The following is a 23,825-nucleotide window of genomic DNA, read 5'->3' as shown; positions in this document are numbered from 1 at the left end:
GGTCGTCATCACGACTTCGGATCCGAGTCGCGGTGGAACAGCCGCCATGTCCGTGCGCCGACGACCAGCGCGACAGCGACGATCACGAGCGGCACGATGAGCCATTCCCAGCCGCCCGTCCACCCGACGCCGATGCCCTGATCGTCCGAGAATGCCATCACGGGCACGAAGAGGAAGGTGGCGTCCGCGCTCATGGGCGCGGCGCTGTCGACCGCCGCGAGCATCCCGCCGGTGAAGACGCCGAACAGGACCCAGTACGCCATCAACGCTGTCGCGGCAGTGAGGATGCCGATCTGCCAAAGCGGTCGAGGTCTCTCACCCTCGCCGTAACGCAGCGCCAGCGTGCGCGGTGAGCCGAGATCCGTGAGCACGACTTTCACGGGACGAAGGTCAGTGCTGATCTGTTCACGCAGCGACCGAAGAATGTGCTTACGCTCGGATGCTCGGACGACCCCTTCGAGGTGCCACTCCAGCCGTGACAGATACATCGATTCACGCATCCCGAGCGGACGCTTCGTGACAGTTGAGCGGGGCATGGTCAGTCCTTTGCGGGATCGAGTGCTTGGGAAACAACGTCAGCCGTCTGCTGCCACTGAGATGTTGCGACTTCCAACGCAGCGACACCCGCATTCGTCAGCGAGAAGTACTTCCGCGGAGGGCCGCTCGGCGAGGGCTTGGAGGTGGTCACGACGAGTGCGTCTCGTTCCAGGCGGTTCAGTACCGGATAGACCAGCCCTGTGCTCGTTTCAAGGCCGAGCGCGCTCAGGCGTTCGACCAGCTCGTAGCCATACGACTCGTGGCGCTGGATGAGGTGTAGCACGAGCAGCGGGAGTGCAGCACGAGTGAGCTGCGCGTCCTGGCGGGCTTGTATTCGAGACACAGTAGTAGTGAAACACAACTACCGACATCGCACCAGGGGCTGCAGCCCTCGCCGCGCGCGGCTGAGTCGGCGCGCTACTCGGCGTAGACGTTGTCAGAGACGCGCGTCATCCCCTCGGGGGCGGGCCAATCGTCTGCGCGGACCTCGAACGTATGGCCGGAGCCGCTGATCCTCGTCGGCAGGCCGCCGCATCCGATTCCCCAGTCGTCTTCCGGGTCGGTTATCGCCACGAGGCACGTCGATGAATCCGTACCTTTCGCGATCCAGAGCGACACGCCCTCGTACTCTCCGACGTAGCGGCTCGATTCGACATCGACCGGCGAATAGGAGTCTTCCTCGAGGGGAGGCAGCTCGTCCTCCGCCACCCGATCGGTCTCGAACACGGCGAGGGTCGTGGACGCGAAGCTGCACCCGGTCAGCGCCGTGAGGCTGATCAGTGCGATCGCGCAGGCAGCAGTCGAGGAACGGTGGCGCATCGCACCATACTGTCGCATCGCGCCCGTTCGAGTGCGCGCTATCTCACCGCCTCGGGCCCGAACGTCCCATTGGGATGATCGTGGACTTGCACAAATATATTAATATAGATGTATACTAAACAGGATCGCTGCTGAGTCGTACTCACTGCTGATCAAGGCCCTGGGGGGCCGCGGTTCTGGGACCGCTTCGCATCGATGTCATCTCGCCACTCTGGCGAGAGCTCATCGAGGAGCGTTCGCCGCGCACAAGACAATCCATCGACATTGGGGGATCCACATGTTTACGTTTCAGAAGTTGAGTGCTGCCGCCGTGGCGGGAGGGCTTGCAGTCGTACTCCTCGCACCGTCGCCGGCGAACGCTGCGGATGTCGTCATTCCTGACGATGCGCTCGCCGCATGCATCACCGAGACCCTCAGCCTCGTGCCAGGGAGCCCTCTTCCGGAAGACCGCGTCGCCGCGATCGAATACCTGCACTGCGGCGACCGCGGCATCCAGAGCCTCGAGGGGATCGAGATGCTGAGCTCGCTCGTGTATGCCGATCTCCATCTGAACGACATCGCGGATCTCGCACCGTTGTCGGGCCTGACGGCACTCAGTGATGTCGATCTCGGCGACAACGACATTGCTGATCTCTCACCGCTGAGCAGCATTCCCAGCCTTCGGCGACTGCTTCTGAATGGGAACCAGATCTCTGATCTTTCGCCGCTGAGCGGTCTGGCAGGGCTGGTCGAGCTCGAGCTGAACCACAATGAGATCTCATCCCTCGATCCGCTCGAGGGTCTCCGTGATCTCGAGTCCCTGATCATCCACTACAACCGGATCGAAGATGTCTCACCCCTTGCCGGGCTGACCGGGCTGACCTATCTGGTCCTCGATGCGAACCACATCGCGGACATCTCCCCCGTCGCGGCGATCGCGGGCTCGATCGCCGGCAGCGGACGCTACTTCAGCGCCCGGTTCCAAACCCTCACTCTGCCGCAGATCGAGGTCGATGCAACGCAGGCGACCCCCGTCACCGGGTTTGACGGTGAGGATGTGGGAGTCGCGGCGGTTTCGGGATCCGCGATCGTCTCGCCCGATGGCCTCTCATGGGCATACGCCGCGACAGGGAGCAACGTCGTCTCGTGGCAGACAGCCGTTCCGGGCACGACCACGAATGCGTTCACCGGGTCCATCGCTCAGGACTCGGTCGGGGCGCACGTGGCTGTGCCGACCACACTGGTCGATGACGTCGCTCAGGTCGTGTCGGGCGCGAGTGTGTCCATCGACGTGCTCGCCAATGACGGCCTCCCCGGCGAGCCCGCTGTGGACCCCGTCACGTTGATGCTGCTCGACTCCGCGGGCACGCCGACCACGTCGCTCATCGTCGACCATGGGATGTTCCGCGTCGTCGACGGTCGCATCGAGTTCACTGCGGACCCAGGCTTCGTCGGGACGACCTCGCTCGAGGCCGTCCGATACGCCGTCGTCAACGCCGATGGTCAGGGCGGATCCGCAAGCATCGTCGTGACGCTGACGGGCGAGGCCACCACCGTCGTCGACCCCATCGTCGGGTCGGGTGCTGAGACCCCTGCTGATGGTGTCGGCGCCGCGAAGCCTGCGGGCTCACTCGCGCAGACGGGCGCTGAGTTCGCGTGGGGGACTGCTCTCGCCGGAGCGGGGCTTGCAGCCTTGGGTGCTCTGACACTCCTGCTGCGCAGGCGGAACCGCAAGGTCTGATCCTGTGTGCGTCCGGGTGCTGTGAGGTCCCGGACGCGGACGGACTCGCACCCTTCCCCAGGGGTGCGTTCGAGGACGCGAAGCTGCCCCAACAGCGGCGTCCAGACGATCGGGTGGGCTGCCGGAGCCGCCCATCCGATCATCGTCTCGGAGCGGTCGAGATCATCGGAACTCGACACGCTTCGAACGCTTGCGCGAGCAGAATGCCAGTTCAGGAGCCATCATGCCAATACCCTTCGTGCCGGTTGCGGCTCTGCGGATGAGTCTGCGCGAGAGGGTCGAAGAACAGATCAGTGACGCGATCCTCGACGGAACGCTGGAGCCGGGCGAGGTGCTCCACGACGCGGAGCTTCAGACCTGGTTGGGCGTGTCGAAGCAGCCGATCCGTGAAGCGCTGAGCAACCTCTCAAGGATGGGGCTGGTGGAGACGGCGCCGCAGAGCTACACCCGAGTCGCTGCGCCGGATCCGAAGGATCGGACCGCTGTGCTGCAGACGCTCGGTGCACTGATGGGCGGGGTCGTTCGGGTGACGGTCCCCGTGTTGTCGACGCGGCAGCGGGGCACTCTTCTCGGGCTCCTCGACCGGGTTGAGCCATTGGTGGAGTCGCATGACCTCCGGCGCCTCGTCGCGCTCGGCTGGCAGCTCATCGACCTCTTCATCACCCACTGTCCCAATCCCGTCCTCGTGAGCACAACTCGTGAGGTCGTCCGCGGCCTCGCCTTTCACCTGTCCGCGACTCGAGCTCAGGGGAACGCCGACTGGGCGAGTGTGGCGGCGGGCTGTCCAGTGTTACGAGACGCTCTCGTCGTAGGAGACGCCCTGGCTGCGGAACACGCGATCAAGAAGGCGTTTCGGCTGTCGGCTCCCTGAACGCAATCCGGTGACGTGGGGAGCCGACGCGAGTGAATGTGCGACCTGCACTCGTCGCGAAACGTCGTCGAATCACCTCGAGACGGTTATCCCTGGCCGACGCCGCACGCGTACTTCGGAGTATGGACTTCGGAGGCCACCCCGTCGTAGAAGGGACGTGGGTCAGCATCGGCGATGAGTCTCCGTTGCGTGACCGGCATTGGTTCCCTCTGGTGAGCACGCTCCAGTAGCTCGAAGCCGTCTCGCGCAACGAAGGAGATCTCGCGCAACGAAGGAGTGCATCCGGCATCCGGTCCTTCGCTGAGTGAGATCTCCTTCGGAGCGGCAGCGGCAGCGGCAGCGGCAGCGGGAGCGGGAGCGGGAGGCTCGCTACGCGCTGGCGCGCACCACCAGCTCGGTGTCGAGGATGACGGAGCGAGGGGATGCTCCCGCGATGACCTCGAGCAGCACGGCGACCATCTGCGCGCTGATCTGATCCCACGGCTGACGCATGGTCGTGATCGGCGGTTCGTGGGTGGCGGCGAGGCCCGAGTCGTCGAAGCCGGCGATCGCGATGTCCTCGGGCACGCGACGTCCGGCGCGGCGGGCGGCGGCGATGGCTCCGGCGGCCATCCGGTCGGAGGCCGCGAACACAGCGTCGACGTCGTGCTCGAGCATCCGGGTCATCGCGGCGACACCCGATTCGTACGAGTAGTCGCCCTGTTCGACCAGCGACTCGTCGTACAGCTCGCCGAGCTCTTCGCGGAATCCGACCAGGCGGTAGCGCCCGCCGGGGGTGTCGTCGGGGCCGGTGATCATGCCGATGCGGCGGTGTCCCTGTGCCACGAGGTGCGCGGCCATCGTGCGGGCCGAGGCGACCTCGTCGACGGAGATCGTCGAGAGCTCGCGTTCGTGCCCGAGCGGCAGGCCGCAGCAGACGGTGGGGATGCCGACCTCGATCAGCTGGTCGAGCAGAGGGTCGGATTCGTGCGACGAGATGAGCATGACTCCGTCGACGTGTCCGGCGCTGAGGAACTGGGCGACGCTCTCGCGTTCGGCGGGGGTTCCGGCCACCAGCAGCACCAGGGTCATCGCGCGCTGGGCGAGTGCTTCAGCGGCGCCACGCAGCAGCAGTGCGAACGTCGGATCGTCGAACAGCAGCTGCTGCGGCTCGGTGAGGAGGAAGGCGAGAGACCCGGCGCGGCCGGTGGCGAGGCTGCGGGCATGGTGGTTGGCGGTGTAGCCGGTGGCGAGGATCGCCTCTTCGACGGCCTGCCTGGCGTCGGGGGACACCCAGTGCCCGCCGTTGATCACGCGCGAGACCGTGCTGCGGGACACCCCCGCCTGCGCCGCGATCTGGCGGATCGTCGGCTTGCGCTTCGCGCTGACATCACTCATCGCTGTGACTCTACCCACAGCATCCCGTCCAGCGGTAGTCGAAGCTGGGACCGGTCTCAGTTCGGTAACGGCGGTTGTGATCCCGAACGGATCTGAGGTAGAACTGAGACCGGTCCCAGTCACGTTCTCCGGAATAACCTGAGACCGGTCCCAGTCGAATGAGCGACAGCAGCACGGGACACGCACCACGACCGCACCGACCCGATGGAGTGCCGATGACCTCCCCCCACGCCTGGCCCGACCTGCGCGGAATCGCCTATGGCGGCGACTACAACCCCGAGCAGTGGTCTCGTGAGACCTGGCGCGAGGATGTCGTGCTGATGCGCGAGGCCGGCGTGAACCTGGTCAGCGTCGGGATCTTCTCGTGGGCGCTCATCGAGGTCGCCGAGGGCGAGTTCGACTTCAGCTGGCTCGACGACCTGCTCGACCTGCTGCACGCGAACGACATCAAGGTCGACCTCGGCACCCCCACGGCATCGCCGCCCGCCTGGTTCTTCGCGAAGAACCCCGACGCTCACGTGATCGACCGCGAGGGCCGCACCATGGGCTTCGGCTCACGCGGCATGGCCTCGCACTCGTCGCCCGCCTACCGCGAGGCGATCGTGCGGATCGCGGATGCTCTCGCGGCGCGCTATGCGCAGCATCCGGCCGTCGTGCTGTGGCACGTGCACAACGAGTACGGCGTTCCCGTCGGCGAGGACTACTCGCCGAACGCGGTCGCCGCCTTCAGGCTCTGGCTCCAGGAGAAGTACGGCTCGCTCGACGCGTTGAACGGCGCGTGGGGCACCGCCTTCTGGGGTCAGCACTACTCGGCGTGGGAGCACGTCGGTGCCCCGGCCATCGCCCCGAGCGTCGTGAACCCCGCTCAGCGCCTGGACTTCGCACGCTTCACGGATCACCAGCTGCGTGCGTGCTTCATCGCCGAGCGCGACGCGATCCGCGCACACGCCGACCAGCCCGTCACCACCAACTTCATGGCGAACCAGAGCTGGACCACCGACCTGTGGGCCTGGGGCCGCGAGGTCGACATCGTCTCTGACGACCACTACCTGTGGGCCGCCGACGAGGACGCGCACATCGGGCTCGCGATCGCCGCAGACCTCAGCCGCTCGGTCGGCGGGGGCAAGCCGTGGATCCTCATGGAGCACTCGACCTCGGCCGTCAACTGGCAGCCTCGCAACATCGCCAAGCGTCGCGGCGAGATGAAGCGCAACTCCTTCACTCACCTCGGCCGCGGGGCCGACGGCATCCTGTTCTTCCAGTGGCGCGCGGGCCGCTCGGGTGCCGAGAAGTTCCACTCCGCGATGCTGCCTCACGCCGGCACCGAGTCGCGTGTGTTCCGTGAGGTCGTCGACCTCGGCGCAGCACTCGGCCGCCTCGACGAAGTGCAGGGCTCCACGGTCAAGGCCGACGTCGCGATCCTCTGGGACTTCGAGTCGTTCTGGGCGCAGGATCTCGAATGGCGTCCGTCCGAAGACGTCACGCACGCAGCGCAAGTGCGCCGCTTCTACGAGCAGCTCTGGCGCGACGGCATCACGGTCGACTTCGCCTTGCCCGGTCAGGACCTCTCGGGCTACCGCCTCGTGGTCGCTCCTGCGCAGTACCTGCTCAGCACTGCGGATGCCGCGAATCTCACCTCCTACGTAGGCGGCGGCGGCACGCTGCTGGTGTCGTTCTTCTCGGCCATCGTCGACGAGAACGACGCCGTGCACGCCGGAGGTTTCGTCGCCCCGCTGCGCGACGCGCTCGGTCTCACGGTCGAGGAGTTCCTGCCGCTGCGCGAGGGTGAGAGCCACGGACTCGACTGGGTCGATCATGAGGGAATCGTCGCCGACGTGTGGCAGGAGGACATCGCGCTCGAAGGAGCCGAGGTCGTCGCGAACTTCTCAGGCGGCCCCGGCGAGGGCGAGCCGGCCATCACGCGTCACCGACACGGCGCGGGCACCGGCTGGTACGTCGGAACCCGGCTGGACGCGGCGGGAATGCGCGCACTCCTGCACGAGGTCTACGCGGATGCCGACGTCACCCAGTCGGGTGTCGCGGAAGGCCTCGAGGTCATCACCCGTCACAGCGCCGACGCGGTCTACCGCATCGCGGTGAACCACCGTGACGACGACGTCGAGCTCGAGGCCACAGGCGTCGAGCTCCTCAGCGGTGCCGAGATCTCGGGCGCCCTGACGATCGCGGCGGGCGGCGTCGCCGTCATCCGCACCTCCCACTGACAGCACCACCGCACCACTCAGCACCACCCGAACACCAGCACCACCCACTCACCCGGTCGCGATGACGCGCAGCGCATCGTCGGCCACGACAGATAGGAAAACGCATGCGCAAGCACATCGGAGTCGGCGCACTCGCTCTGGCCGCGGCCGTGGTCCTCGCGGGCTGCTCCGCCGGCGCACCCGAAGGCGGCGACGACGCCGCATCCGGCGACGGCGCTGAACTCGTCATCTGGACGGATGCCGAGCGCGAAGCCGCGATCACCGCAGCCGCCGAGGCGTTCGAGGAGGAGACCGGAGCCAAGGTCACCCTCGTGCAGAAGAACTTCGAAGACCTCCGCAACGACTTCATCGCGCAGGTCCCGACCGGTGAGGGTCCCGACATCACGGTCGGTGCTCACGACTGGCTGGGCGCGCTGGTCGCGGCCGGTGTCGTCGACACGATCGACCTCGGCGACAAGGCGTCGGAGTTCGAGCAGGTCGCCCTCGACGCCATGACCTACGACGGCCAGCTGTACGCGATGCCGTATTCGCTCGAGACCATCGCCCTCGTGCAGAACGTCGACCTCGTCGGCGCCGAGGCCCCGGCCACCTGGGACGACATGATCGCGAAGGGTGTCTCGGCAGGCACCGAGCGTCCGTTCGTCATCAACACCGGCGGCGAGACCGGCGACGGCTACACGATGTACGGCCTGCAGACGTCGTTCGGCGCACCCGTCTTCGTGCAGGATGACACCGGCTCGTACACGAGCGAGGTCGGCATGGGCGGAGCGCCCGGCGAGGCGTTCGCCAGCTGGCTCGGCGCCAACGGCTCGAGCGGCACGGGCTACATCTCGACCACCGTCGACTACGACATCAACAACGAGCTGTTCGCATCGGGCAAGGCCCCGTACACGATCCAGGGCCCGTGGGCGATCAGTGCGTTCGAGGGAGTCAACGTCGCCGTCAACCCGATCCCGTCTGCGGGTGGCGAGCCCGCCGCGCCGTTCGTCGGCGTGCAGGGCTTCTACCTCTCGAGCAAGAGCAAGAACGCTCTTCTCGCCCAGGAGTTCCTCGTGAACTACCTCGGCACCGAAGACGCGCAGCGCGCGCTCTACGAGGCAGACCCGCGCATCCCCGCGTGGTCGACTCTCGCAGAGGAGGTCTCGTCCGACCCGATCACCGCCGGCTTCGTGGCATCCGCTCAGTCTGGCGTTCCGATGCCGTCGATTCCCGAGATGGGATCTGTCTGGGACCTCTGGAACGCCGCGCAGGCGCAGATCATCAACGGCGCCGACCCCGTGTCGACGTGGAACACCATGGTCGCCGACCTCGAGACGACTCTCGCCGGTTGACCCGACTCGTGGGGCGTTTCGTCTCGGTCGCTTCGCGTCCTCGCTCAACGACCACATCCGGTCGTTGAGCGAGCGGAGCGAGACGAAACGCCCCACCGGACAGGACTGATGACATGACGATCCAGGCACCGCCCACCCAGGCGCCCACTCCCGTGGTGAAACCCTCACGCGAATCCCACGCCCGCCGTTTCCGCGGACTCGGCTGGGGGTTCCTCATCAAGCTCGCGCTCATGGCGCTGGTCAACGCCTTCGGCATCATGACCGCGATCTCGGCGTGGAGCGCCGAGTCGTGGATCGTCCTCGGCGTGGTCGTGCTGCTGGTGATCATCGCCGACTGGGTGTATTTCACCCGCAAGGCGCTGCCGCTGAAGTACCTGCTGCCCGGGCTGATCTTCCTGCTCGTCTTCCAGGTCTTCATCTTCGGCTACACGGCCTACATCGCCTTCACGAACTACGGCACCGGCCACGTCGGCACGCAGGAGCAGGCTGTCGAGGCCGCACTGATCCAGGGCGAGCGTCGCATCGAGGGCTCCTCTGACTATCCGCTCTCGATCGTGCAGCGCGGCGACGAGCTCGGCTTCGCGATCGTCGACGACGACGGTGACGTGCAGGTCGGATCCGCGACCGAGCCGCTGACCACCGCGTCCGATGCCGAGATCGGCACCACCGGCGCTCCCAGCGAGGTGCCCGGATGGACCGTCGTGCCGCGGGCGACCGTGCTGACCGATCCGACACTCGGAGCGACGATCAAGGACCTCAGGGTTCCGGTGTCGGACGACCCGAACGACGGATCGATCCGCACCCGCGAGGGATCCACCGGCTCGGTCTACGAGCCGACGCTGGTGTGGGATGCCGAAGCGCAGACCATCACCGACACGCAGTCGGGCACGGTCTACACCGCCACGGATCTCGGTGCGTTCGTGGCTGAAGACGGCACGGCGCTGCCGACGGGCTGGTCGGTGAACGTCGGGTTCGCCAACTTCCTCAAACTCTTCACCGACGCGAACCTCGCCGGCACCCTGTTGAGCGTCACTGTCTGGACCTTCGCGTTCGCGATCCTGTCGGTCGTGCTGAGCTTCGCCGTCGGACTCGGCCTCGCGATCGTCTACAACGACCCGCGCGTCAAGGGCCGCCGGTTCCTGCGGGCGCTGTTCATCCTGCCCTACGCGTTCCCCGCGTTCATGGCCGCGCTGCTGTTCCGTGGCATGTTCAACGCCGAGTTCGGCGTGATCAACGACCTGTTCTTCTTCGGCTCGCAGATCAACTGGCTCGGCGACCCGTGGCTGACCCGGGCCGCGGTGATCTTCGTGAACGTCTGGCTGAGCTACCCCTACTGGTTCCTCGTGTGCACGGGCGCGCTGCAGTCGCTCCCCGGCGAGACGCTGGAGGCCGCCGAGATCGACGGGGCGAACAAGCTGCAGCGCTTCCGCGCGATCGTGCTGCCGCTGCTGCTCGTGTCGACCGCCCCTCTGCTGATCGCCTCGTTCGCCGTCGCGTTCAACAACTTCACCGTGATCTACACCTTCAACAACGGCGGGCCGGCCATCGCCGGAGCCCCGTATGCACTCGGCTCGACCGACATCCTCGTCTCGGCCATCTACGACGTCTCGGGCGTCTCGGGTGGTGCGGCCGACTACGGCCTCGCGAGTGCGCTGTCGATCATCGCCTTCATCGTGGTCGGTCTCATCTCAGCGCTGAGCTTCCGACAGACCCGCAAGCTCGAGGAGTACCAGTGATGAGTGAGACCAGAGTCATCGTGACCGGTTCATCGAAAGAAGCGGATGCCGCCCGCGCAGGCGCCCGCCGGCGTCGCTGGTGGGGCGAGGTCGGATGGAAGTACATCCTGGCCGCCGGCGTGCTGTTCTTCGCCGCGTTCCCGCTCGTCTACGTGCTGTCGGCGTCGCTCAACCCGAACGGCAGTCTCGCGGCATCCAGCGCCCTGTTCAGTGCGTTCGACCCGGCGAACTACATCGCCCTCGGCGAATCGCGCTACTGGGTCTGGTTCGGCAACACCCTGCTGATCGGCGGCGTGACCGCGGTCGGCTCGGTTCTCATGGGGGCCTGCGGTGCATACGCGTTCTCGCGCTTCCGGTTCAGCGGGCGACGTGCGAGCCTCACCACGCTGCTCGTGCTGCAGATGTTCCCGCAGGCGCTCGCGTTCATCGCCATCTTCCTGATGCTGCAGACCCTCGGCGACGTGGTTCCGGCACTCGGCATCAACTCCAAGATCGCCCTGATCTGCGTCTACCTCGGCGGCGCGCTCGGCGCGAACACGTTCCTCATGTACGGCTTCTTCAACACGATCCCCGTCGAGATCGACGAGTCGGCCAAGATCGACGGCGCCAGCCATGCGCAGATCTTCTGGCGGCTCATCATGCCGCTGGTGGTGCCGATCCTCGCGGTCGTCGCACTGCTCGCGTTCCTCGCGGCCTTCGGCGATTTCATCCTGTCGAAGATCATCCTCACGTCTGAGGACAACTGGACCCTCGCCGTCGGCATGTACCAGTGGGTCTCGAACCAGCTGACCTCGCGCTGGGGCCTGTTCGCCGCCGGTGTCGTGGTCGCCGCCGTGCCCGTGCTCGCGCTGTTCTTCTCGCTGCAGAAGTACATCGTCGGCGGGCTCACCCAAGGATCCGTCAAGGGCTGATCCCCTCTTCCGCACTGCTCGAAAGGCCGTCATGCACCGTCGCACGCGTTCCCTTCTCTCCACCGCCCTGGCAACGGTCACCGCCGTCGCCCTGATCGGCGTCGCCCTGCCGGCGTCGGCCGCGTCGCCCCCGCCTCTCGTGCCTACGGCCGTCGTCGTAGCCGAGCCTGTGGATGCCACCATCACCGTCCCCCGGGTCGAGAACCTGCCCGACGGCTTCATCGGCGGCGTCGACGTGTCGTCGGTGCTGTCGCTCGAGGAGTCGGGCGTCGTGTTCCGCGACTCTGACGGCACACCGGGCGATCTGTTCGAGATCCTCGCCGACGCCGGTGTCACCGACGTGCGGGTGCGCGTGTGGAACGACCCGTTCGACGCGAACGGCAACGGCTACGGCGGTGGTGATGTCGACGTCGAGCGGGCGATCGAGATCTCGCAGCGTGCGACGGATGCCGGACTCGGCGTGCTCGTCGACTTCCACTACTCGGACTTCTGGGCAGACCCCGCCAAGCAGCAGGTGCCCAAGGCGTGGGAGGGGATGACGGCCGATCAGGTCGCCGCCGAGGTCGGCGTCTTCACCCGCGACGCCGTGCGACGCCTGGTGGATGCGGGTGTCGACCTGCGCATGGTGCAGGTCGGCAACGAGACCAACGGGGGAGTCGCCGGGGTGCGCGGCTGGGATGATATGGCCAAGGTGTTCTCCGCAGGCTCAGCCGCGGTGCGTGCCGAGGCGCCCGACACGCTCGTCGCCCTGCACTTCACCAACCCCGAGCGGGCCGGCTTCTACGCCGACGTCGCTGCACAGCTCGACCGCCGCGACGTCGACTACGACGTGTTCGCGTCGTCGTACTACCCGTTCTGGCATGGCACCCCGGCGAACCTCACGGCCGTGCTGTCGCACGTCGCCGACACGTACGGCAAGAAGGTCATGGTCGCCGAGACCTCGTGGGCGTTCACGCTCGACGACGGAGACGGGCACGGCAACGTGATCGACCTGCCGTCCGAGGCGACGCAGTATCCGGTGAGCGTGCAGGGTCAGGCAGACGCCGTGCGTGCGGTCGTGCAGGCCGTCGCCGATGTGGGCGAGGCGGGGATCGGCGTCTACTACTGGGAGCCCGCGTGGTTGCCGGTCGGCCCCCCGGCGCAGCTCGATGCGAACAAGGTGCTGTGGGAGCGCGACGGGTCGGGGTGGGCGTCGAGCTTCGCCGGCGAGTACGAACCCCATGACGCGGGCCAGTGGTTCGGCGGATCCGCGTGGGACAACCAGGCGCTGTTCGGGTTCGACGGCACGGCATCCGACGCGCTGAACATCTTCTCCTATGTGCGCACCGGGGCTCAGGCCCCTCGCGCCGTCGAGTCGGTGCAGCCGGTCGTGCTCGCGGTGACCGAGGGTGATGCGGTCGACCTGCCCGCCGACGTCACCGTGCTCTACAACGACGGGTCGTCGGAGCAGCAGCCGGTCACGTGGTCTTCGGCGGCGGGATTCATCGAAGGCGTGGGGGAGTACGCGATCACGGGAGTGACGGATGCGGGCCTCGCGGCCACCGCGACCGTGACCGTCTCGGCCCGGAACTTCTTGCGGAACCCCGGGTTCGAGGATGCGGACACGAGCATGTGGAGTGCGACCGGATCCGGACTCGCACTGCGCGCCTGGGATGACCCGCGGAGCGGCACGCACTCGGCGCACTTCTATGCGGCATCCGCGTACTCGTTCGAGCTGTCGCAGACCGTGACCGGGCTGCCCGCCGGGTCGTATGTCGCGCGGGCGTCGCTGCAAGGTGACGGCGAGGGGGCCGAGGGGCGGGTCGCGCTGTCGCTGTCGTCCCCGTCGACCGCTGGCGCCGCCGCGGCCTTCGGGCTCGACGGCTGGCGGGTGTGGTCGACGCCGACGACCGAGGCGCTGCAGGTCGGTGCTGAGGGAACGGCTGTCGTGCGAATCTCCGCGGCGCTGCCGGCAGGGGCGTGGGGCACGATCGACGATCTCGAGCTCGTGCGCGAACCGGTGCCCGGAGCCGACACCTCGCGGCTGCGGGAGCGGCGGGATGCGGCTGCAGCTCTCGACCTGGCCACCTATGTCGAGTCGTCGACGACCGCCCTGGCGGGTGCGATCGCCCGGGCCGACATCGTGTTGGCTGCGGCGAGCCCGAGTGCTTCTGCTGTCGAGGGTGCGCTGGACGCACTGGATGACGCGGTCGATGCGCTCGTGCTTCAGGATGCGGCGACGGCTGCGCCTGCGCGTGGCGTGCTCTCACACGACAACGGCCACGACACGGGTCTGCTCGACGGCGACTTCACGGTCACCATGAACCTGTGGTGGGGGCAGAACGCGACGAAGCTGCGGGTGTTCGAGAACGGTGTGCTGATCACGACCGTGCCGCTGAACTTCGGAGGCACCGCCGCACAGACGGCGCAGATCGCCGTGACCGGCAAGGCGAACGGCAGCTACGTCTACACCGGCGAGCTCGTGAACTCACGCGGCGTGACCGCGGTGCAGCCCGTGACGGTGAAGGTGAAGGATGCGGCCCCCGGCACACCCGTGCTGTCGGCGGACAACTGGGATGGCGACGGCTCGTACACGCTCACCGCTGACATGTGGTGGGGCACCAACGCGACGTCGTACCGCCTGTACGAAGACGGCGTTCTGCTGAAGGAGGGCGAGCTCGCGGCGAGCAGCCCTGCCGCACAGCGGGTGTCGGTGCCGGTCACAGGCCGTGCGGTGGGGAAGCACACCTACCGCGTCGAGTTCGTGAACGCCGCCGGGACTTCCGAGAGCAAGGCGCTGGCTGTGACCGTCAAGCGCTGACGGCATCGATCGCGGAGGGAAAACGCAGAGCATCCGGTCGGCGGGCGGCGTGTTCGGGTGCGACACGCCGCCCGAGCTCACGCCCGTCTGGGTTATCCCTCTGGGTTATCCCTCGGCGTCATCCGTCTCGGCTGGCCGGCGCGAACTGTGACGGGAGCAGGCACAGCGAGAGCCCGACATCCTGAGGTGGATGCCGGGCTCTCCGTCTCGGACTACTTGCTGAGGAAGTCCTTCAGTGCGGCGTTGACCTCGTCGGCGTGGGTCCAGAGCAGACCGTGGGGCGCTCCCTCGACCTCGACGTAGGTCGCGGCGGGCACGGCCTGGTGGAAGCGGCGGGCGGTCGCATCGATCGGCAGGATGTTGTCCTTGGTGCCGTGCAGGATCAGGGTCGGCTTCGCGGCGTCGCGCACGGCGTCGACGTCTCCGCGGAAGTCCTCGATCCACGACGAGACCACGGCGTAGGCGGCGACGGGTGCGCTGCCGATCGCGACGTTCCAGCTGCCGGTGACGGCCTGCTCGCTGATGCGAGAGCCGAGGTTCTCGTCGAGGTTGTAGAAGTTCTTGTAGAAGTCGGTGAACCAGGCGAAGCGGTCGCCCTTGGCTGCGGCCTCGATGCCGTCGAAGACATCCTGCGGCACGCCCTCGGGGTTGTCGTCGCGCTGCACGAGGAAGGGCTCGAGAGAGGCGAGGAAGGCGAGCTTCGCGACGCGCTCGTGGCCGTAGGTGCCGACGTAGCGGGCGAGCTCACCGGTGCCCATCGAGAATCCGACGAGCACGACGTCGCGCAGGTCGAGGGTTTCGAGCACGGTGTTCAGGTCGGCGGCGAACGTGTCATAGTCGTAGCCGGTGCCGACCTTCGACGACTGGCCGAAGCCGCGGCGGTCGTACGTGATGACGCGGTAGCCCTGGGCGAGCAGCTCGCGGGTCTGGCGCTCCCAGCTGTGACCGTCGAGCGGGTAGCCGTGGATCAGGACGACGGGCTGACCCGATCCCTGGTCTTCGTAGTAGAGCTCGATCGGGGCGCTGTTCTCGTTTCCGACGGTGATGTAACCCATGATCCTGATCCTTTTCAGTCCGGTGAGAACGGTCGTTCTCGCTGATGCTCTCCACTGTAGAGAACGCTCGTTCTCATGTCAAGTACACTGGGAGCATGACCGAGGAAACAGTGCGGGAACAGATCCTTGCGGCGGCGGACGAGCTCTACTACCGCAAGGGATACGCGGCTGTCGGCATGGACGAGCTCCGGGCGGCGGCCGGCGTGTCGCTGCGCCGGCTCTACGCGCTCTTCCCTTCGAAGACCGACATCGTCACGGCCGTGCTCGCGCGCAAGCATGCGGAGTGGGAATCGGGGCTGACCGGGGCGGTGGCTAATGCCGGCGCCGACCCTCGCGACCGGCTGCTCGCCGTGTACGGGTACCTCGAGGACTGGTTCTGCACCGACGACTTCCGTGGCTGCGCCTTCATCAACGCGTTCGGAGAGCTCGGCGGCACGAACCCCGAGGTCGCGCAGATCGTGCGTGATCACAAGGCGTCGTTCCAGGCCTACATGTCGGATCTCGTGGTGGATGCGGGGGCGCCGGCGTCTCTCGCCGCTCAGCTCTCGATCCTCGCCGAGGGCGCGCAGAGCACCGCGGCCATCGCCGCGGATCCGCAGGTCGCCGTGCAGGCGCGCAATGCGGCCGAGGTGCTGATCGACGCGGCGGTCGCAGCCTGAGAGACGATCTTCTCCCGAGATTTAGCTAGCCTGGCTAGCGTTTTCGGGTGCCGGTGTCAAGGCTGGTGCGTTCCCGCGGTCGCGCGCGTATGGTGCGAGCATGGAATCCCGGATGCAGGACATCGGTCGCCAGACGATCATCATCGCTTCGGCGACCTTCATGCTGATAGCCGCGGCCGTCGGATCCGGCGCGTTCGGCGGCACCTCGGTGAGCGAGCTGCAGGATGGCGCGCTGTCGGCCCAGGGGTCGTATCTCGCCCCGGCCGGCCCGGCCTTCTCGATCTGGTCGCTCATCTACATCGGCCTGATCGCGTACACCGTGTGGCAGGCGCTGCCGGCGCAGCGGGCCGACGAACGCCAGCGCGCGGTCGGCGGATGGATCGCCGCATCCATGATCCTCAACGGGCTGTGGCTCGTGACCGCTCAGTTCCTTTCGCTGCCGCTGACGGTCATCGTCATCGCCCTGCTGCTCGCGACCCTCGCTCGTGTCATCGTGATCCTCGGCCGCAGCCGCGCCCGCACCTGGCCCGAGCGCATCGTGGTCGACGGTGCGAACGGCCTGCACTTCGGCTGGGTCACCATCGCGACGGTCGCCAACACCACGGCCTGGTTCACACAGATCGCCCCCGAGAGCTGGGCCGACCAGGCCGAGATCTGGGCGGTCGCCGTGCTCGCCGTCGTGCTCGTGATCGGCGTCGCAAGTGCTCTCGTGACCAAGCGCATCGCTCCCGCCCTGGCGACAGCGTGGGGTCTCGGCTGGCTCGCGGTCGGACGCTTCACCGGCGAGCCCGAGAGCACCGTCGTGGGCATCGCCGGGATCATCGTCGCGGTCGCCCTCGTCACGGCCGGCGCGTTCGGCGTGCTGCGGCGCTCGAGGGCAGACGTCCCGCTGTGACTCTGACACCGCCGGCGTTCACAATTCAGCAGGAACCGCGTGCACGACGCCGCGAACCCGCCGATTCCGCCGGCCGCCGAACGTTCGTGCTGAGTTGCGAACCGGGAATGACGAGAACGGCAGACCTGCCTCGGAGGACGGGCCGGTCGCCCATGCTCGACTCTGCAGGTAGGTGCGCGGGTGCTCTGCGCTGAGCCAGAATCAAGTCATGGCCGATACAACCGCGGAACTGCGCCTCGTCGAGGCCATCGCCTGGTGGCGCGCGGGTCTGGAGGACGGTCGCGCAGTGCTCACGGCTGCGGCAGTGGATGCCTTGGTGGCAGGTGGGTTGGCCGATGCTCTCGGAGAACTCGCCGCAATCTCGGCAGACGAGATTCCCTTCGTTGTCGATGACCTCATCGCACGGGCCATCGCTGACCTGCATCTCGAGCCTGCCCTCATCGGCGCGCCTGAGCCGATCGCGATCCGACGCTTGTGCCGGGCTGTGCTGATCGGCGACATGACTCCCCGACAGTTGACCGCATGGGTCCATGAGCGGTTCGGACATGCGAACCACTCACGAGATATCGAAGACCTGGCGCTGTTGGACGACGAGTATGACCTCGCCGACAACTCGCTCGCGGAGGTGGAGGATGTCGATCGTCGAGTGCGAGATGTTGCTGCTGCCGTCGCTGGTGGCCGAGGGCGTCGATGACTCGAGGATTGTGGCGGCAGCATCCACGACGGCCCTCCCTGTTCACAATTCAGCCCAAACTGGGGCCGAACGCCGCGAACCCGCCGATTCCGCCGGCCGCCGTAAACTCATGCTGAGTTGTGAACCGGAAGGACCGAACGGCAACCGAACTCAGAGGACGAGCCGGTAGCCCATCCCCGACTCGGTGAGCAGGTGCACCGGAGTGCTGGGCTCGGCCTCGAGCTTCTTGCGCAGCTGCGACATGTACAGGCGCAGGTAGCCCGAGTCGGAGACCTGCTCGCTGCCCCAGATCTCCTTCAGCAGATCCTGCCGGGTGACCAGGGCTCCCGGGTGCCGGGCGAGGTGCTCGAGCATGCGCCACTCGGTCGGGGTGAGATGCACCCGCGATCCTGCCCGGGTGACGGTCTTGGTCGCGAGGTCGACCACGACGTCGCCGAACCCGACGGTCGACTCTCCGCCCACCGGCACCGATCGACGAGACAGTGCACGGAGCCGCGCGAGCAGCTCGTCGACCTGGAACGGCTTGGTGACGAAGTCGTCGGCGCCGGCATCCAGCGCCTCGACCTTGTCGGCGGATCCGGTGCGACCCGACACGACGATGATCGGCACGTTCGTCCAGCCGCGCAGCGCCTGGATCACCTCGATGCCGTCGAGCCGCGGCATGCCGAGGTCGAGCATGATCAGGTCTGGGTGCGTCTGCGCCGCAGCGGCCACGGCGGCGGCCCCGTCGGGAGCGACGACGACCTCGTATCCGTGAGCGGAGAGCGTGATTCGCAATGCCCGCACCATCTGGGGGTCGTCGTCGGCGATGAGGAGCTTCACTCCGTCTCCTCCTGCATGAGATCGGGCTCTGCCGCCAGGGGCAGCGAGATGACCATGGTGAGTCCACCGCCGGGGGTGTCCTCGGGTGTCAGAGTACCGCTCATGCCCTCGGCGAATCCGCGCGACAGGGCGAGGCCGAGGCCGAGGCCGGTCGTGTTGTCGGTGTCGCCGAGGCGCTGGAACGGCTGGAAGATCTGATCGCGCTTCTCAGCGGGCACGCCTTTGCCGCGGTCGATGACGCGGATCTCGGCATGGTCGCCGATGGTGCTCGTCGACACGATCACACGGCTGTCGGCGGGCGAGTGACGGTGCGCGTTCGCGATGACGTTGACGAGCACCCGTTGCAGCAGCACCGGATCGGCCGAGACGGCGGGGAGCCCGGCGTCCAGCGCCAGCTCGACGTCGGAGGGGCCCAGGCCGAGCTCGTCGACGGCGGCGAGCACGGGGCCGGCGACATCGAGCCGCATGGTCGAGACCGCCAGCACTCCGGCCTGCACTCGACTGACATCGAGCAGGTCGGTGACGAGCGACGACAGGGTCGCGAGGCTCTCGTCGGCGGTGGCGAGCAGCTCTTCGCGGTCGGATGCCGACAGCGAGTGCGCCCCGCGGAGTCCGCCGATCGCGGCGACGGCCGAGGCGAGCGGGCGGCGCAGGTCGTGGCTGACGGCCGAGAGCAGGGCGCTTCGCACCTGATCGGTCTCGGACAGGGCGGCGACCTCGCGGGCGGTCGCCCGCAGGTCGGTGTGCTCGATCGCTGCGGCGAGCTGAGCGACGATCGCGTCGAGCAGGCGTCGGGCGGGGGTGTCGAGCGGTTCGCCGTGCAGTTCGAGAACGGCGGGGGCAGGGCCCGAGCCGACGGCGATCGTCGTCGACCGGCCATCGGGAACGGGTTCGCCGTCGCTCGCCAGCACCTCGCCGTCGGCGGCGAGCAGTCGCACCCCGGTGAGTCCGAACGCCTCGCGTGTGCGGCTGACCAGGGCGAGCACGGCATTGTCGCCGCGCAGAACGTTGCCGGCCACGGCCGCGAGAAGCTCGGCCTCGGCGGCTGCTCGCTGGGCGGTGCGGGCGCGCCGGGCAGCCTGGTCGACGATGATGCTCACGAGAATGGCGATCACGACATACAGCGCGAGCGCGAGCACGTGCAGCGGATGCGCGATCGTGATCGTGAAGATCGGCGAGACGAACAGGAAATCCAGCGTGATTCCCGACAGCACCGCCGCGAAGACGGCCGGTCGCAGGCCTCCCACCAGCGCGACGATCACCACGAGCAGTTGGAAGGCCAGCACCTCGACCGTGATCGACTCCGGGCTTCGGAAGGCGAACATCGCCCACGAGAGCAGTGGCCCGAAGACGAGTGCTACCGCGAACCCGAGCAACTGGCGTCGCCAGCCCAGCGCACCGCCGGTGATGCGGGGGAGTGCGACGCGTCCGCCCGCGGCTGCATGGGTGACGATGTGCACGTCGATGTCGCCGGAGCGGCGGATGACTTCGGATCCGATGCCCGGTCCGGTGAGTGCCGCTGCGAGACGACCGCGCCGGCTGACGCCGATCACCAGCTGCGTCGCGTCGGCGCCGTGCGCGAACTCGACGAGGGTCTCGGGGATATCGTCGCCGATGATCTGATGGAAGCTGCCGCCGAGAGACTCGACGAGCGAACGCTGGGCTGCCAGGGCGCCAGGCGTCTCGTCGCGGAGTCCGTCTTGCGCTGCGACATGCACCGCAAGCATCTCGCCACCCGCTGACCGGGCTGCGATCCGGGCACCGCGCCGCAGCAGCGTCTCTCCCTCGGGCCCACCGGTGAGCGCGACGACCACGCGCTCGCGCGCCTGCCACGTGCCCTCGATGCCGTGGTCGGCGCGGTAGCTGCGCAGCGCGCTGTCGACCTCGTCGGCGAGCCACAGCAGTGCGAGCTCGCGGAGCGCCGTGAGGTTGCCGAGGCGGAAGTAGTTCGACAGGGCGGCGTCGATCCGCTCGGCCGGGTACACGAGTCCGGCTGAGAGACGATCGCGCAGCGACTGCGGTGCGAGGTCGACGACCTCGATCTCGTCGGCGGCGCGCACCACGGCATCCGGGATCGTCTCCTGCTGCGCGATGCCGGTGATCTTCTCGACCACGGCGTTCAGCGATTCGATGTGCTGCACGTTGACCGTCGTGACCACGTCTATGCCCGCGTCCAGCAGAACATCGACGTCCTGCCAGCGCTTCGCGTTCTGCGAGCCGGGGGTGTTCGTGTGGGCGAGCTCGTCGACGAGGGCGATCTCGGGGCGGCGCGCGAGCACGGCATCCAGATCCATCTCGCTCAGCGGCACGCCCCGGTGCAGATCGGTGCGGCGAGGCACCTCGGGCATGCCGATGGTCTGCGCTGCCGTCGCTGCGCGCTCATGCGTCTCGACGATCGCGATCACCACGTCGCGGCCCTCGTCGAGCAGCCGGCGACCTTCGACGAGCATCTCGAAGGTCTTGCCGACCCCGGGGGCTGCGCCGAGCAGCACGCGGAGTCGGCCGCGCCGCTGCATCCGCTCTGGCGTCATCAGCCCTCCTGCTCATCGAGCGCGAGATTGAGTTCCGCGACGTTGATGCGTTCTTCGCCGAGGAATCCCAGATCCCGCCCTTGAATCCTAGACTCCACGAGGTCGCGCACCTGCTGCTCGGGCAGGCCGCGCTCGGACGCCACCCGCGGCACCTGCAGCAGGGCGTAGGCGACGCTGATGTGCGGGTCGAGGCCCGAGCCCGAAGCGGTCACAGCATCGGCAGGCACGGCCTCGAGGCTCACACCCTCGCGCTCGGCGATGGCCGCCTGGCGCTCGCCGATCGAAGCGACGAGGTCGGGGTTCTCTGGGCCGAGGTTGCTGCCGCTGGAACCCGCGCCGTCGTAGCCGTCGCCGGCCGCAGAGGGGCGCGACTGGAAGTACTCGGGAAGCGCCTCGCCGTCGGCGTCCGTGAAGGACTGGCCGATCAGCGAGCTGCCCTTGCCGTCGGCCAGCGGAGAGCCGTTCGCCTGGAACGGCAGCAGCAGCTGGCCGATGCCGGTGACGACGAGCGTGTAGCCGACGCCGAGCACGAGGGTGAGCACGAGCATCGCGCGGATCGCGACGCCGGTGGTGCGGGCCACGGTGCGGGAGGAGGACATGAGTTGCCTTTCAGAAGTCGGTCGTTGAGCGAGCGGAGCGAGACGAAACGCGTTCAGAAACCGGGAATGAGGGTGATGACGAGGTCGATCAGCTTGATGCCGATGAACGGTGCGATCACTCCGCCCAGGCCGTAGACCAGCAGGTTGCGCTGCAGGATCTGCGAGGCGCTCGCCGGCCGGTACTTCACCCCTCGGAGCGCGAGCGGGATCAGGAAGACGATCACGATCGCGTTGAAGATGATCGCGCTGGTCACCGCGGATGCCGGCGAGTGCAGCTGCATGATGTTGAGCGCAGCGAGCCCAGGGAAGACACCCATGAACATCGCCGGGATGATGGCGAAGTACTTGGCGATGTCGTTCGCGAGCGAGAACGTCGTGAGTGCTCCGCGCGTGATGAGCAGCTGCTTGCCGATGCGCACGATGTCGATGAGCTTGGTCGGATCCGAGTCGAGATCGACCATGTTGCCGGCCTCCTTCGCGGCCGACGTGCCGGTGTTCATCGCGACGCCGACATCGGCCTGGGCGAGAGCCGGGGCGTCGTTGGTGCCGTCACCGGTCATGGCGACGAGCCGGCCGCCCTCCTGCTCGCGCTTGATCAGCTCGAGCTTCTGCTCGGGGGTCGCCTCGGCGAGGAAGTCGTCGACACCGGCCTCCTTCGCGATCGCGGCGGCGGTCAGCGGGTTGTCGCCCGTGATCATGACCGTGCGGATGCCCATGCTGCGGAGCTCTTCGAACCGCTCCCGCAGGCCGTCCTTCACGATGTCCTTGAGGTGCACGACGCCGAGCACCTGGCCGGAGCCGGCCGCATGCTTCACTGCGACCACCAGTGGGGTGCCGCCGCTCGAGGCGACGCCGTCGACGAGGCCGGTGAGTTCGGCATCCGTGTCGAGCCCGAGCCAGGCGCTGATCGCCGAGCCTGCGCCCTTGCGGATCTGCGTGCCGTCGGCCAGGTCCAGGCCCGACATGCGGGTCTGGGCGGTGAACGGCACGACCACGGCGTCCGCCGGTTCGTCGACCCGGATGCCGCGGCTCAGTGCCAGCTCGACGATCGAGGCGCCCTCGGGGGTCGGGTCGGCGAGCGACGACAGGGCGGCGACGCGCAGCAGCTCGTCGGGGTCGACGCCTCCGAGTCGCAGCACCTCGTGGGCGCGGCGGTTGCCGTAGGTGATGGTGCCGGTCTTGTCGAGCAGCAGGGTCGTGACGTCGCCCGCGGCCTCGACCGCGCGGCCCGACATGGCGAGCACGTTGCGCTGCACGAGGCGGTCCATGCCGGCGATGCCGATGGCCGAGAGCAGGGCGCCGATCGTGGTGGGGATCAGGCACACGAGCAGGGCGATCAGCACCGGGATGCTGACGGGCGACGCCGCATACGAGGCGATCGGGTTGAGCGCGAGCACCACGACGACGAACACGATCGACAGGCTCGCGAGCAGGATGTTCAGCGCGATCTCGTTGGGCGTGCGCTGACGGCTGGCGCCCTCGACGAGCGCGATCATGCGGTCGACGAACGTCTCGCCGGGCTTCGAGGTGATGCGCACGACGATGCGGTCCGACAGCACTCGCGTGCCTCCGGTGACGGCACTGCGGTCACCACCGGATTCGCGGATGACCGGGGCGCTCTCGCCCGTGATCGCCGACTCGTCGACGGTCGCGATGCCGGCGACGATGTCGCCGTCTCCGGGGATCAGCTCGCCGGCCGTGACGATCACGATGTCGTCGCGCTGCAGCTCTGCCGACGAGACGTCGACCGTCTCGGTGCGCTCTGCCGTGGCATCCGCGCCTGCGTCGTAGCGGACGACCTTGCGCGCCATGGTGCTGGTGCGGGTCTTGCGCAGGCTCGCGGCCTGCGCCTTGCCGCGGCCTTCGGCCACCGACTCTGCGACGTTGGCGAACAGCACGGTGAGCCACAGCCAGATCGCGATGCCCCAGGTGAACGGTGCGGGCACCGGCGTTCCACCCGAGTCGGCGGGACCGCCGAGGAAGGGCTCGGCGATCGCGAGCACGGTGGTGAACGCGGCGCCGACCCAGACGAGCAGCATCACGGGGTTGCGCACCAGAGATGCCGGGTTGAGCTTGCGCAGCGCCCCGGGAAGGGCCTGGGTCAGCTGCGCCCAGCCGAACGCGCGCGCGGGGGCCGCGGGGGCGGATGCCGCAGCATCCTGCTGTTCTGGGTCCACGCTCGTTGAGCGAGCGGAGCCTTCCCCGGTCGTTGAGCGAGCGGAGCGAGACGAAACGTGAGATGCCAT

The 23,825-nt window shown here is 67.9% G+C and carries 19 protein-coding genes; 10 read left to right on the top strand and 9 right to left on the bottom strand.

What is annotated here, in order from left to right:
- Positions 1 to 8: 8 nt before the first annotated feature.
- The 3 genes from ASF63_RS05710 to ASF63_RS05700 all read right to left on the bottom strand — a co-directional run bounded on the left by ASF63_RS05710 (position 9) and on the right by ASF63_RS05700 (position 1,356).
- The gene (locus ASF63_RS05710) at positions 9 to 536 is read right to left on the bottom strand and encodes a hypothetical protein (RefSeq protein ID WP_082477852.1); all 528 of its coding nucleotides are present in this window, start codon (positions 534 to 536) and stop codon (positions 9 to 11) included.
- A 2-nt stretch (positions 537 to 538) separates the two neighbouring features.
- Positions 539 to 880 (bottom strand): PadR family transcriptional regulator, encoded by a 342-nt coding sequence (locus ASF63_RS05705; RefSeq protein ID WP_056310317.1) that lies wholly within the window; start codon positions 878 to 880, stop codon positions 539 to 541.
- Positions 881 to 954: 74 nt separating this feature from the next.
- Positions 955 to 1,356, bottom strand: a complete 402-nt coding sequence (locus ASF63_RS05700) for a hypothetical protein (protein WP_157534245.1) — start codon at positions 1,354 to 1,356, stop codon at positions 955 to 957.
- 277 nt (positions 1,357 to 1,633) lie between these two features.
- Here ASF63_RS05700 and ASF63_RS05695 point away from each other — a divergent pair, with 277 nt between their 5' ends.
- Both ASF63_RS05695 and ASF63_RS05690 read left to right on the top strand, forming a co-directional pair.
- Positions 1,634 to 3,076 (top strand): leucine-rich repeat domain-containing protein, encoded by a 1,443-nt coding sequence (locus tag ASF63_RS05695; protein ID WP_157534244.1) that lies wholly within the window; start codon positions 1,634 to 1,636, stop codon positions 3,074 to 3,076.
- A 223-nt stretch (positions 3,077 to 3,299) separates the two neighbouring features.
- Positions 3,300 to 3,947, top strand: coding sequence for a GntR family transcriptional regulator (locus ASF63_RS05690; protein ID WP_056510618.1), 648 nt, complete (start codon positions 3,300 to 3,302; stop codon positions 3,945 to 3,947).
- Positions 3,948 to 4,316: 369 nt separating this feature from the next.
- Here ASF63_RS05690 and ASF63_RS05685 read toward each other — a convergent pair whose 3' ends face one another.
- Positions 4,317 to 5,324 (bottom strand): LacI family DNA-binding transcriptional regulator, encoded by a 1,008-nt coding sequence (locus tag ASF63_RS05685; protein WP_056510616.1) that lies wholly within the window; start codon positions 5,322 to 5,324, stop codon positions 4,317 to 4,319.
- A gap of 215 nt (positions 5,325 to 5,539) precedes the next feature.
- Between ASF63_RS05685 and ASF63_RS05680 the strand changes: the two genes are divergently transcribed.
- The 5 genes from ASF63_RS05680 (at position 5,540) to ASF63_RS05660 (ending at position 14,324) form a co-directional block, all read left to right on the top strand.
- Positions 5,540 to 7,546 carry a beta-galactosidase gene (locus ASF63_RS05680; protein ID WP_056510613.1) on the top strand — a complete coding sequence of 669 codons (2,007 nt, stop codon included), beginning with the start codon at positions 5,540 to 5,542 and terminating at the stop codon, positions 7,544 to 7,546.
- 104 nt (positions 7,547 to 7,650) lie between these two features.
- Complete coding sequence (locus ASF63_RS05675; protein ID WP_056510610.1) at positions 7,651 to 8,877, top strand: extracellular solute-binding protein; 1,227 nt, start codon at positions 7,651 to 7,653, stop codon at positions 8,875 to 8,877.
- A gap of 113 nt (positions 8,878 to 8,990) precedes the next feature.
- Complete coding sequence (locus ASF63_RS05670) at positions 8,991 to 10,613, top strand: ABC transporter permease subunit (protein ID WP_056510608.1); 1,623 nt, start codon at positions 8,991 to 8,993, stop codon at positions 10,611 to 10,613.
- A complete protein-coding gene (locus ASF63_RS05665) occupies positions 10,613 to 11,524 on the top strand; it encodes a sugar ABC transporter permease (RefSeq protein WP_056510605.1) in 912 nt (303 codons plus the stop codon). The genes ASF63_RS05670 and ASF63_RS05665 overlap by 1 nt, the downstream gene beginning before the upstream one ends.
- 31 nt (positions 11,525 to 11,555) lie before the next feature.
- The gene (locus ASF63_RS05660; RefSeq protein ID WP_082477851.1) at positions 11,556 to 14,324 is read left to right on the top strand and encodes a glycosyl hydrolase 53 family protein; all 2,769 of its coding nucleotides are present in this window, start codon (positions 11,556 to 11,558) and stop codon (positions 14,322 to 14,324) included.
- Between the two features lie 212 nt (positions 14,325 to 14,536).
- Here ASF63_RS05660 and ASF63_RS05655 read toward each other — a convergent pair whose 3' ends face one another.
- Positions 14,537 to 15,379, bottom strand: a complete 843-nt coding sequence (locus ASF63_RS05655) for an alpha/beta fold hydrolase (RefSeq protein WP_056510603.1) — start codon at positions 15,377 to 15,379, stop codon at positions 14,537 to 14,539.
- Positions 15,380 to 15,474: 95 nt separating this feature from the next.
- On the opposite strand from ASF63_RS05655, the gene ASF63_RS05650 reads away from it, so the two are divergent.
- The 3 genes from ASF63_RS05650 to ASF63_RS05640 all read left to right on the top strand — a co-directional run bounded on the left by ASF63_RS05650 (position 15,475) and on the right by ASF63_RS05640 (position 17,627).
- Complete coding sequence (locus tag ASF63_RS05650; protein ID WP_056510599.1) at positions 15,475 to 16,038, top strand: TetR/AcrR family transcriptional regulator; 564 nt, start codon at positions 15,475 to 15,477, stop codon at positions 16,036 to 16,038.
- Between the two features lie 100 nt (positions 16,039 to 16,138).
- Positions 16,139 to 16,933 carry a TspO/MBR family protein gene (locus ASF63_RS05645; RefSeq protein WP_056510596.1) on the top strand — a complete coding sequence of 265 codons (795 nt, stop codon included), beginning with the start codon at positions 16,139 to 16,141 and terminating at the stop codon, positions 16,931 to 16,933.
- Positions 16,934 to 17,141: 208 nt separating this feature from the next.
- Entirely contained in the window at positions 17,142 to 17,627 is a 486-nt protein-coding gene (locus ASF63_RS05640) for a hypothetical protein (protein ID WP_056510592.1), read from the top strand.
- A 150-nt stretch (positions 17,628 to 17,777) separates the two neighbouring features.
- Here ASF63_RS05640 and ASF63_RS05635 read toward each other — a convergent pair whose 3' ends face one another.
- Genes ASF63_RS05635 through kdpB form a run of 4 tightly spaced genes read right to left on the bottom strand, consistent with a single transcriptional unit; the run spans position 17,778 to position 23,825 of the window.
- Positions 17,778 to 18,449 carry a response regulator gene (locus ASF63_RS05635; protein WP_056510589.1) on the bottom strand — a complete coding sequence of 224 codons (672 nt, stop codon included), beginning with the start codon at positions 18,447 to 18,449 and terminating at the stop codon, positions 17,778 to 17,780.
- A complete protein-coding gene (locus tag ASF63_RS05630; RefSeq protein WP_235560708.1) occupies positions 18,446 to 20,980 on the bottom strand; it encodes an ATP-binding protein in 2,535 nt (844 codons plus the stop codon). Before ASF63_RS05630 ends, ASF63_RS05635 begins: the two co-directional genes overlap by 4 nt.
- On the bottom strand, positions 20,980 to 21,579 hold the full coding sequence (gene kdpC, locus ASF63_RS05625) for a potassium-transporting ATPase subunit KdpC (protein ID WP_056510586.1): 600 nt from the start codon (positions 21,577 to 21,579) through the stop codon (positions 20,980 to 20,982). Before kdpC ends, ASF63_RS05630 begins: the two co-directional genes overlap by 1 nt.
- 53 nt (positions 21,580 to 21,632) lie before the next feature.
- A complete protein-coding gene (gene kdpB / locus ASF63_RS05620) occupies positions 21,633 to 23,825 on the bottom strand; it encodes a potassium-transporting ATPase subunit KdpB (RefSeq protein WP_414843719.1) in 2,193 nt (730 codons plus the stop codon).

Origin of the sequence: Microbacterium sp. Leaf320 (genome assembly GCF_001423485.1) — a bacterium.
Classification (GTDB): Bacteria; Actinomycetota; Actinomycetes; order Actinomycetales; family Microbacteriaceae; genus Microbacterium.
This window is presented reverse-complemented; position numbering and strand designations above follow the sequence as displayed.

What these genes read in the sequence shown, in the direction of transcription:
- ASF63_RS05710 (WP_082477852.1), bottom strand. Translation starts at nt 536, where the DNA reads ATGCCCCGCTCAACTGTCACGAAGCGTCCGCTCGGGATGCGTGAATCG.
- ASF63_RS05700 (WP_157534245.1), bottom strand. Translation starts at nt 1,356, where the DNA reads ATGCGCCACCGTTCCTCGACTGCTGCCTGCGCGATCGCACTGATCAGC.
- ASF63_RS05695 (WP_157534244.1), top strand. Translation starts at nt 1,634, where the DNA reads ATGTTTACGTTTCAGAAGTTGAGTGCTGCCGCCGTGGCGGGAGGGCTT.
- ASF63_RS05690 (WP_056510618.1), top strand. Translation starts at nt 3,300, where the DNA reads ATGCCAATACCCTTCGTGCCGGTTGCGGCTCTGCGGATGAGTCTGCGC.
- ASF63_RS05685 (WP_056510616.1), bottom strand. Translation starts at nt 5,324, where the DNA reads ATGAGTGATGTCAGCGCGAAGCGCAAGCCGACGATCCGCCAGATCGCG.
- ASF63_RS05680 (WP_056510613.1), top strand. Translation starts at nt 5,540, where the DNA reads ATGACCTCCCCCCACGCCTGGCCCGACCTGCGCGGAATCGCCTATGGC.
- ASF63_RS05675 (WP_056510610.1), top strand. Translation starts at nt 7,651, where the DNA reads ATGCGCAAGCACATCGGAGTCGGCGCACTCGCTCTGGCCGCGGCCGTG.
- ASF63_RS05670 (WP_056510608.1), top strand. Translation starts at nt 8,991, where the DNA reads ATGACGATCCAGGCACCGCCCACCCAGGCGCCCACTCCCGTGGTGAAA.
- ASF63_RS05665 (WP_056510605.1), top strand. Translation starts at nt 10,613, where the DNA reads ATGAGTGAGACCAGAGTCATCGTGACCGGTTCATCGAAAGAAGCGGAT.
- ASF63_RS05660 (WP_082477851.1), top strand. Translation starts at nt 11,556, where the DNA reads ATGCACCGTCGCACGCGTTCCCTTCTCTCCACCGCCCTGGCAACGGTC.
- ASF63_RS05655 (WP_056510603.1), bottom strand. Translation starts at nt 15,379, where the DNA reads ATGGGTTACATCACCGTCGGAAACGAGAACAGCGCCCCGATCGAGCTC.
- ASF63_RS05650 (WP_056510599.1), top strand. Translation starts at nt 15,475, where the DNA reads ATGACCGAGGAAACAGTGCGGGAACAGATCCTTGCGGCGGCGGACGAG.
- ASF63_RS05645 (WP_056510596.1), top strand. Translation starts at nt 16,139, where the DNA reads ATGGAATCCCGGATGCAGGACATCGGTCGCCAGACGATCATCATCGCT.
- ASF63_RS05640 (WP_056510592.1), top strand. Translation starts at nt 17,142, where the DNA reads ATGGCCGATACAACCGCGGAACTGCGCCTCGTCGAGGCCATCGCCTGG.
- ASF63_RS05630 (WP_235560708.1), bottom strand. Translation starts at nt 20,980, where the DNA reads ATGACGCCAGAGCGGATGCAGCGGCGCGGCCGACTCCGCGTGCTGCTC.
- kdpC (WP_056510586.1), bottom strand. Translation starts at nt 21,579, where the DNA reads ATGTCCTCCTCCCGCACCGTGGCCCGCACCACCGGCGTCGCGATCCGC.
- kdpB (WP_414843719.1), bottom strand. Translation starts at nt 23,825, where the DNA reads ATGGCATCTCACGTTTCGTCTCGCTCCGCTCGCTCAACGACCGGGGAA.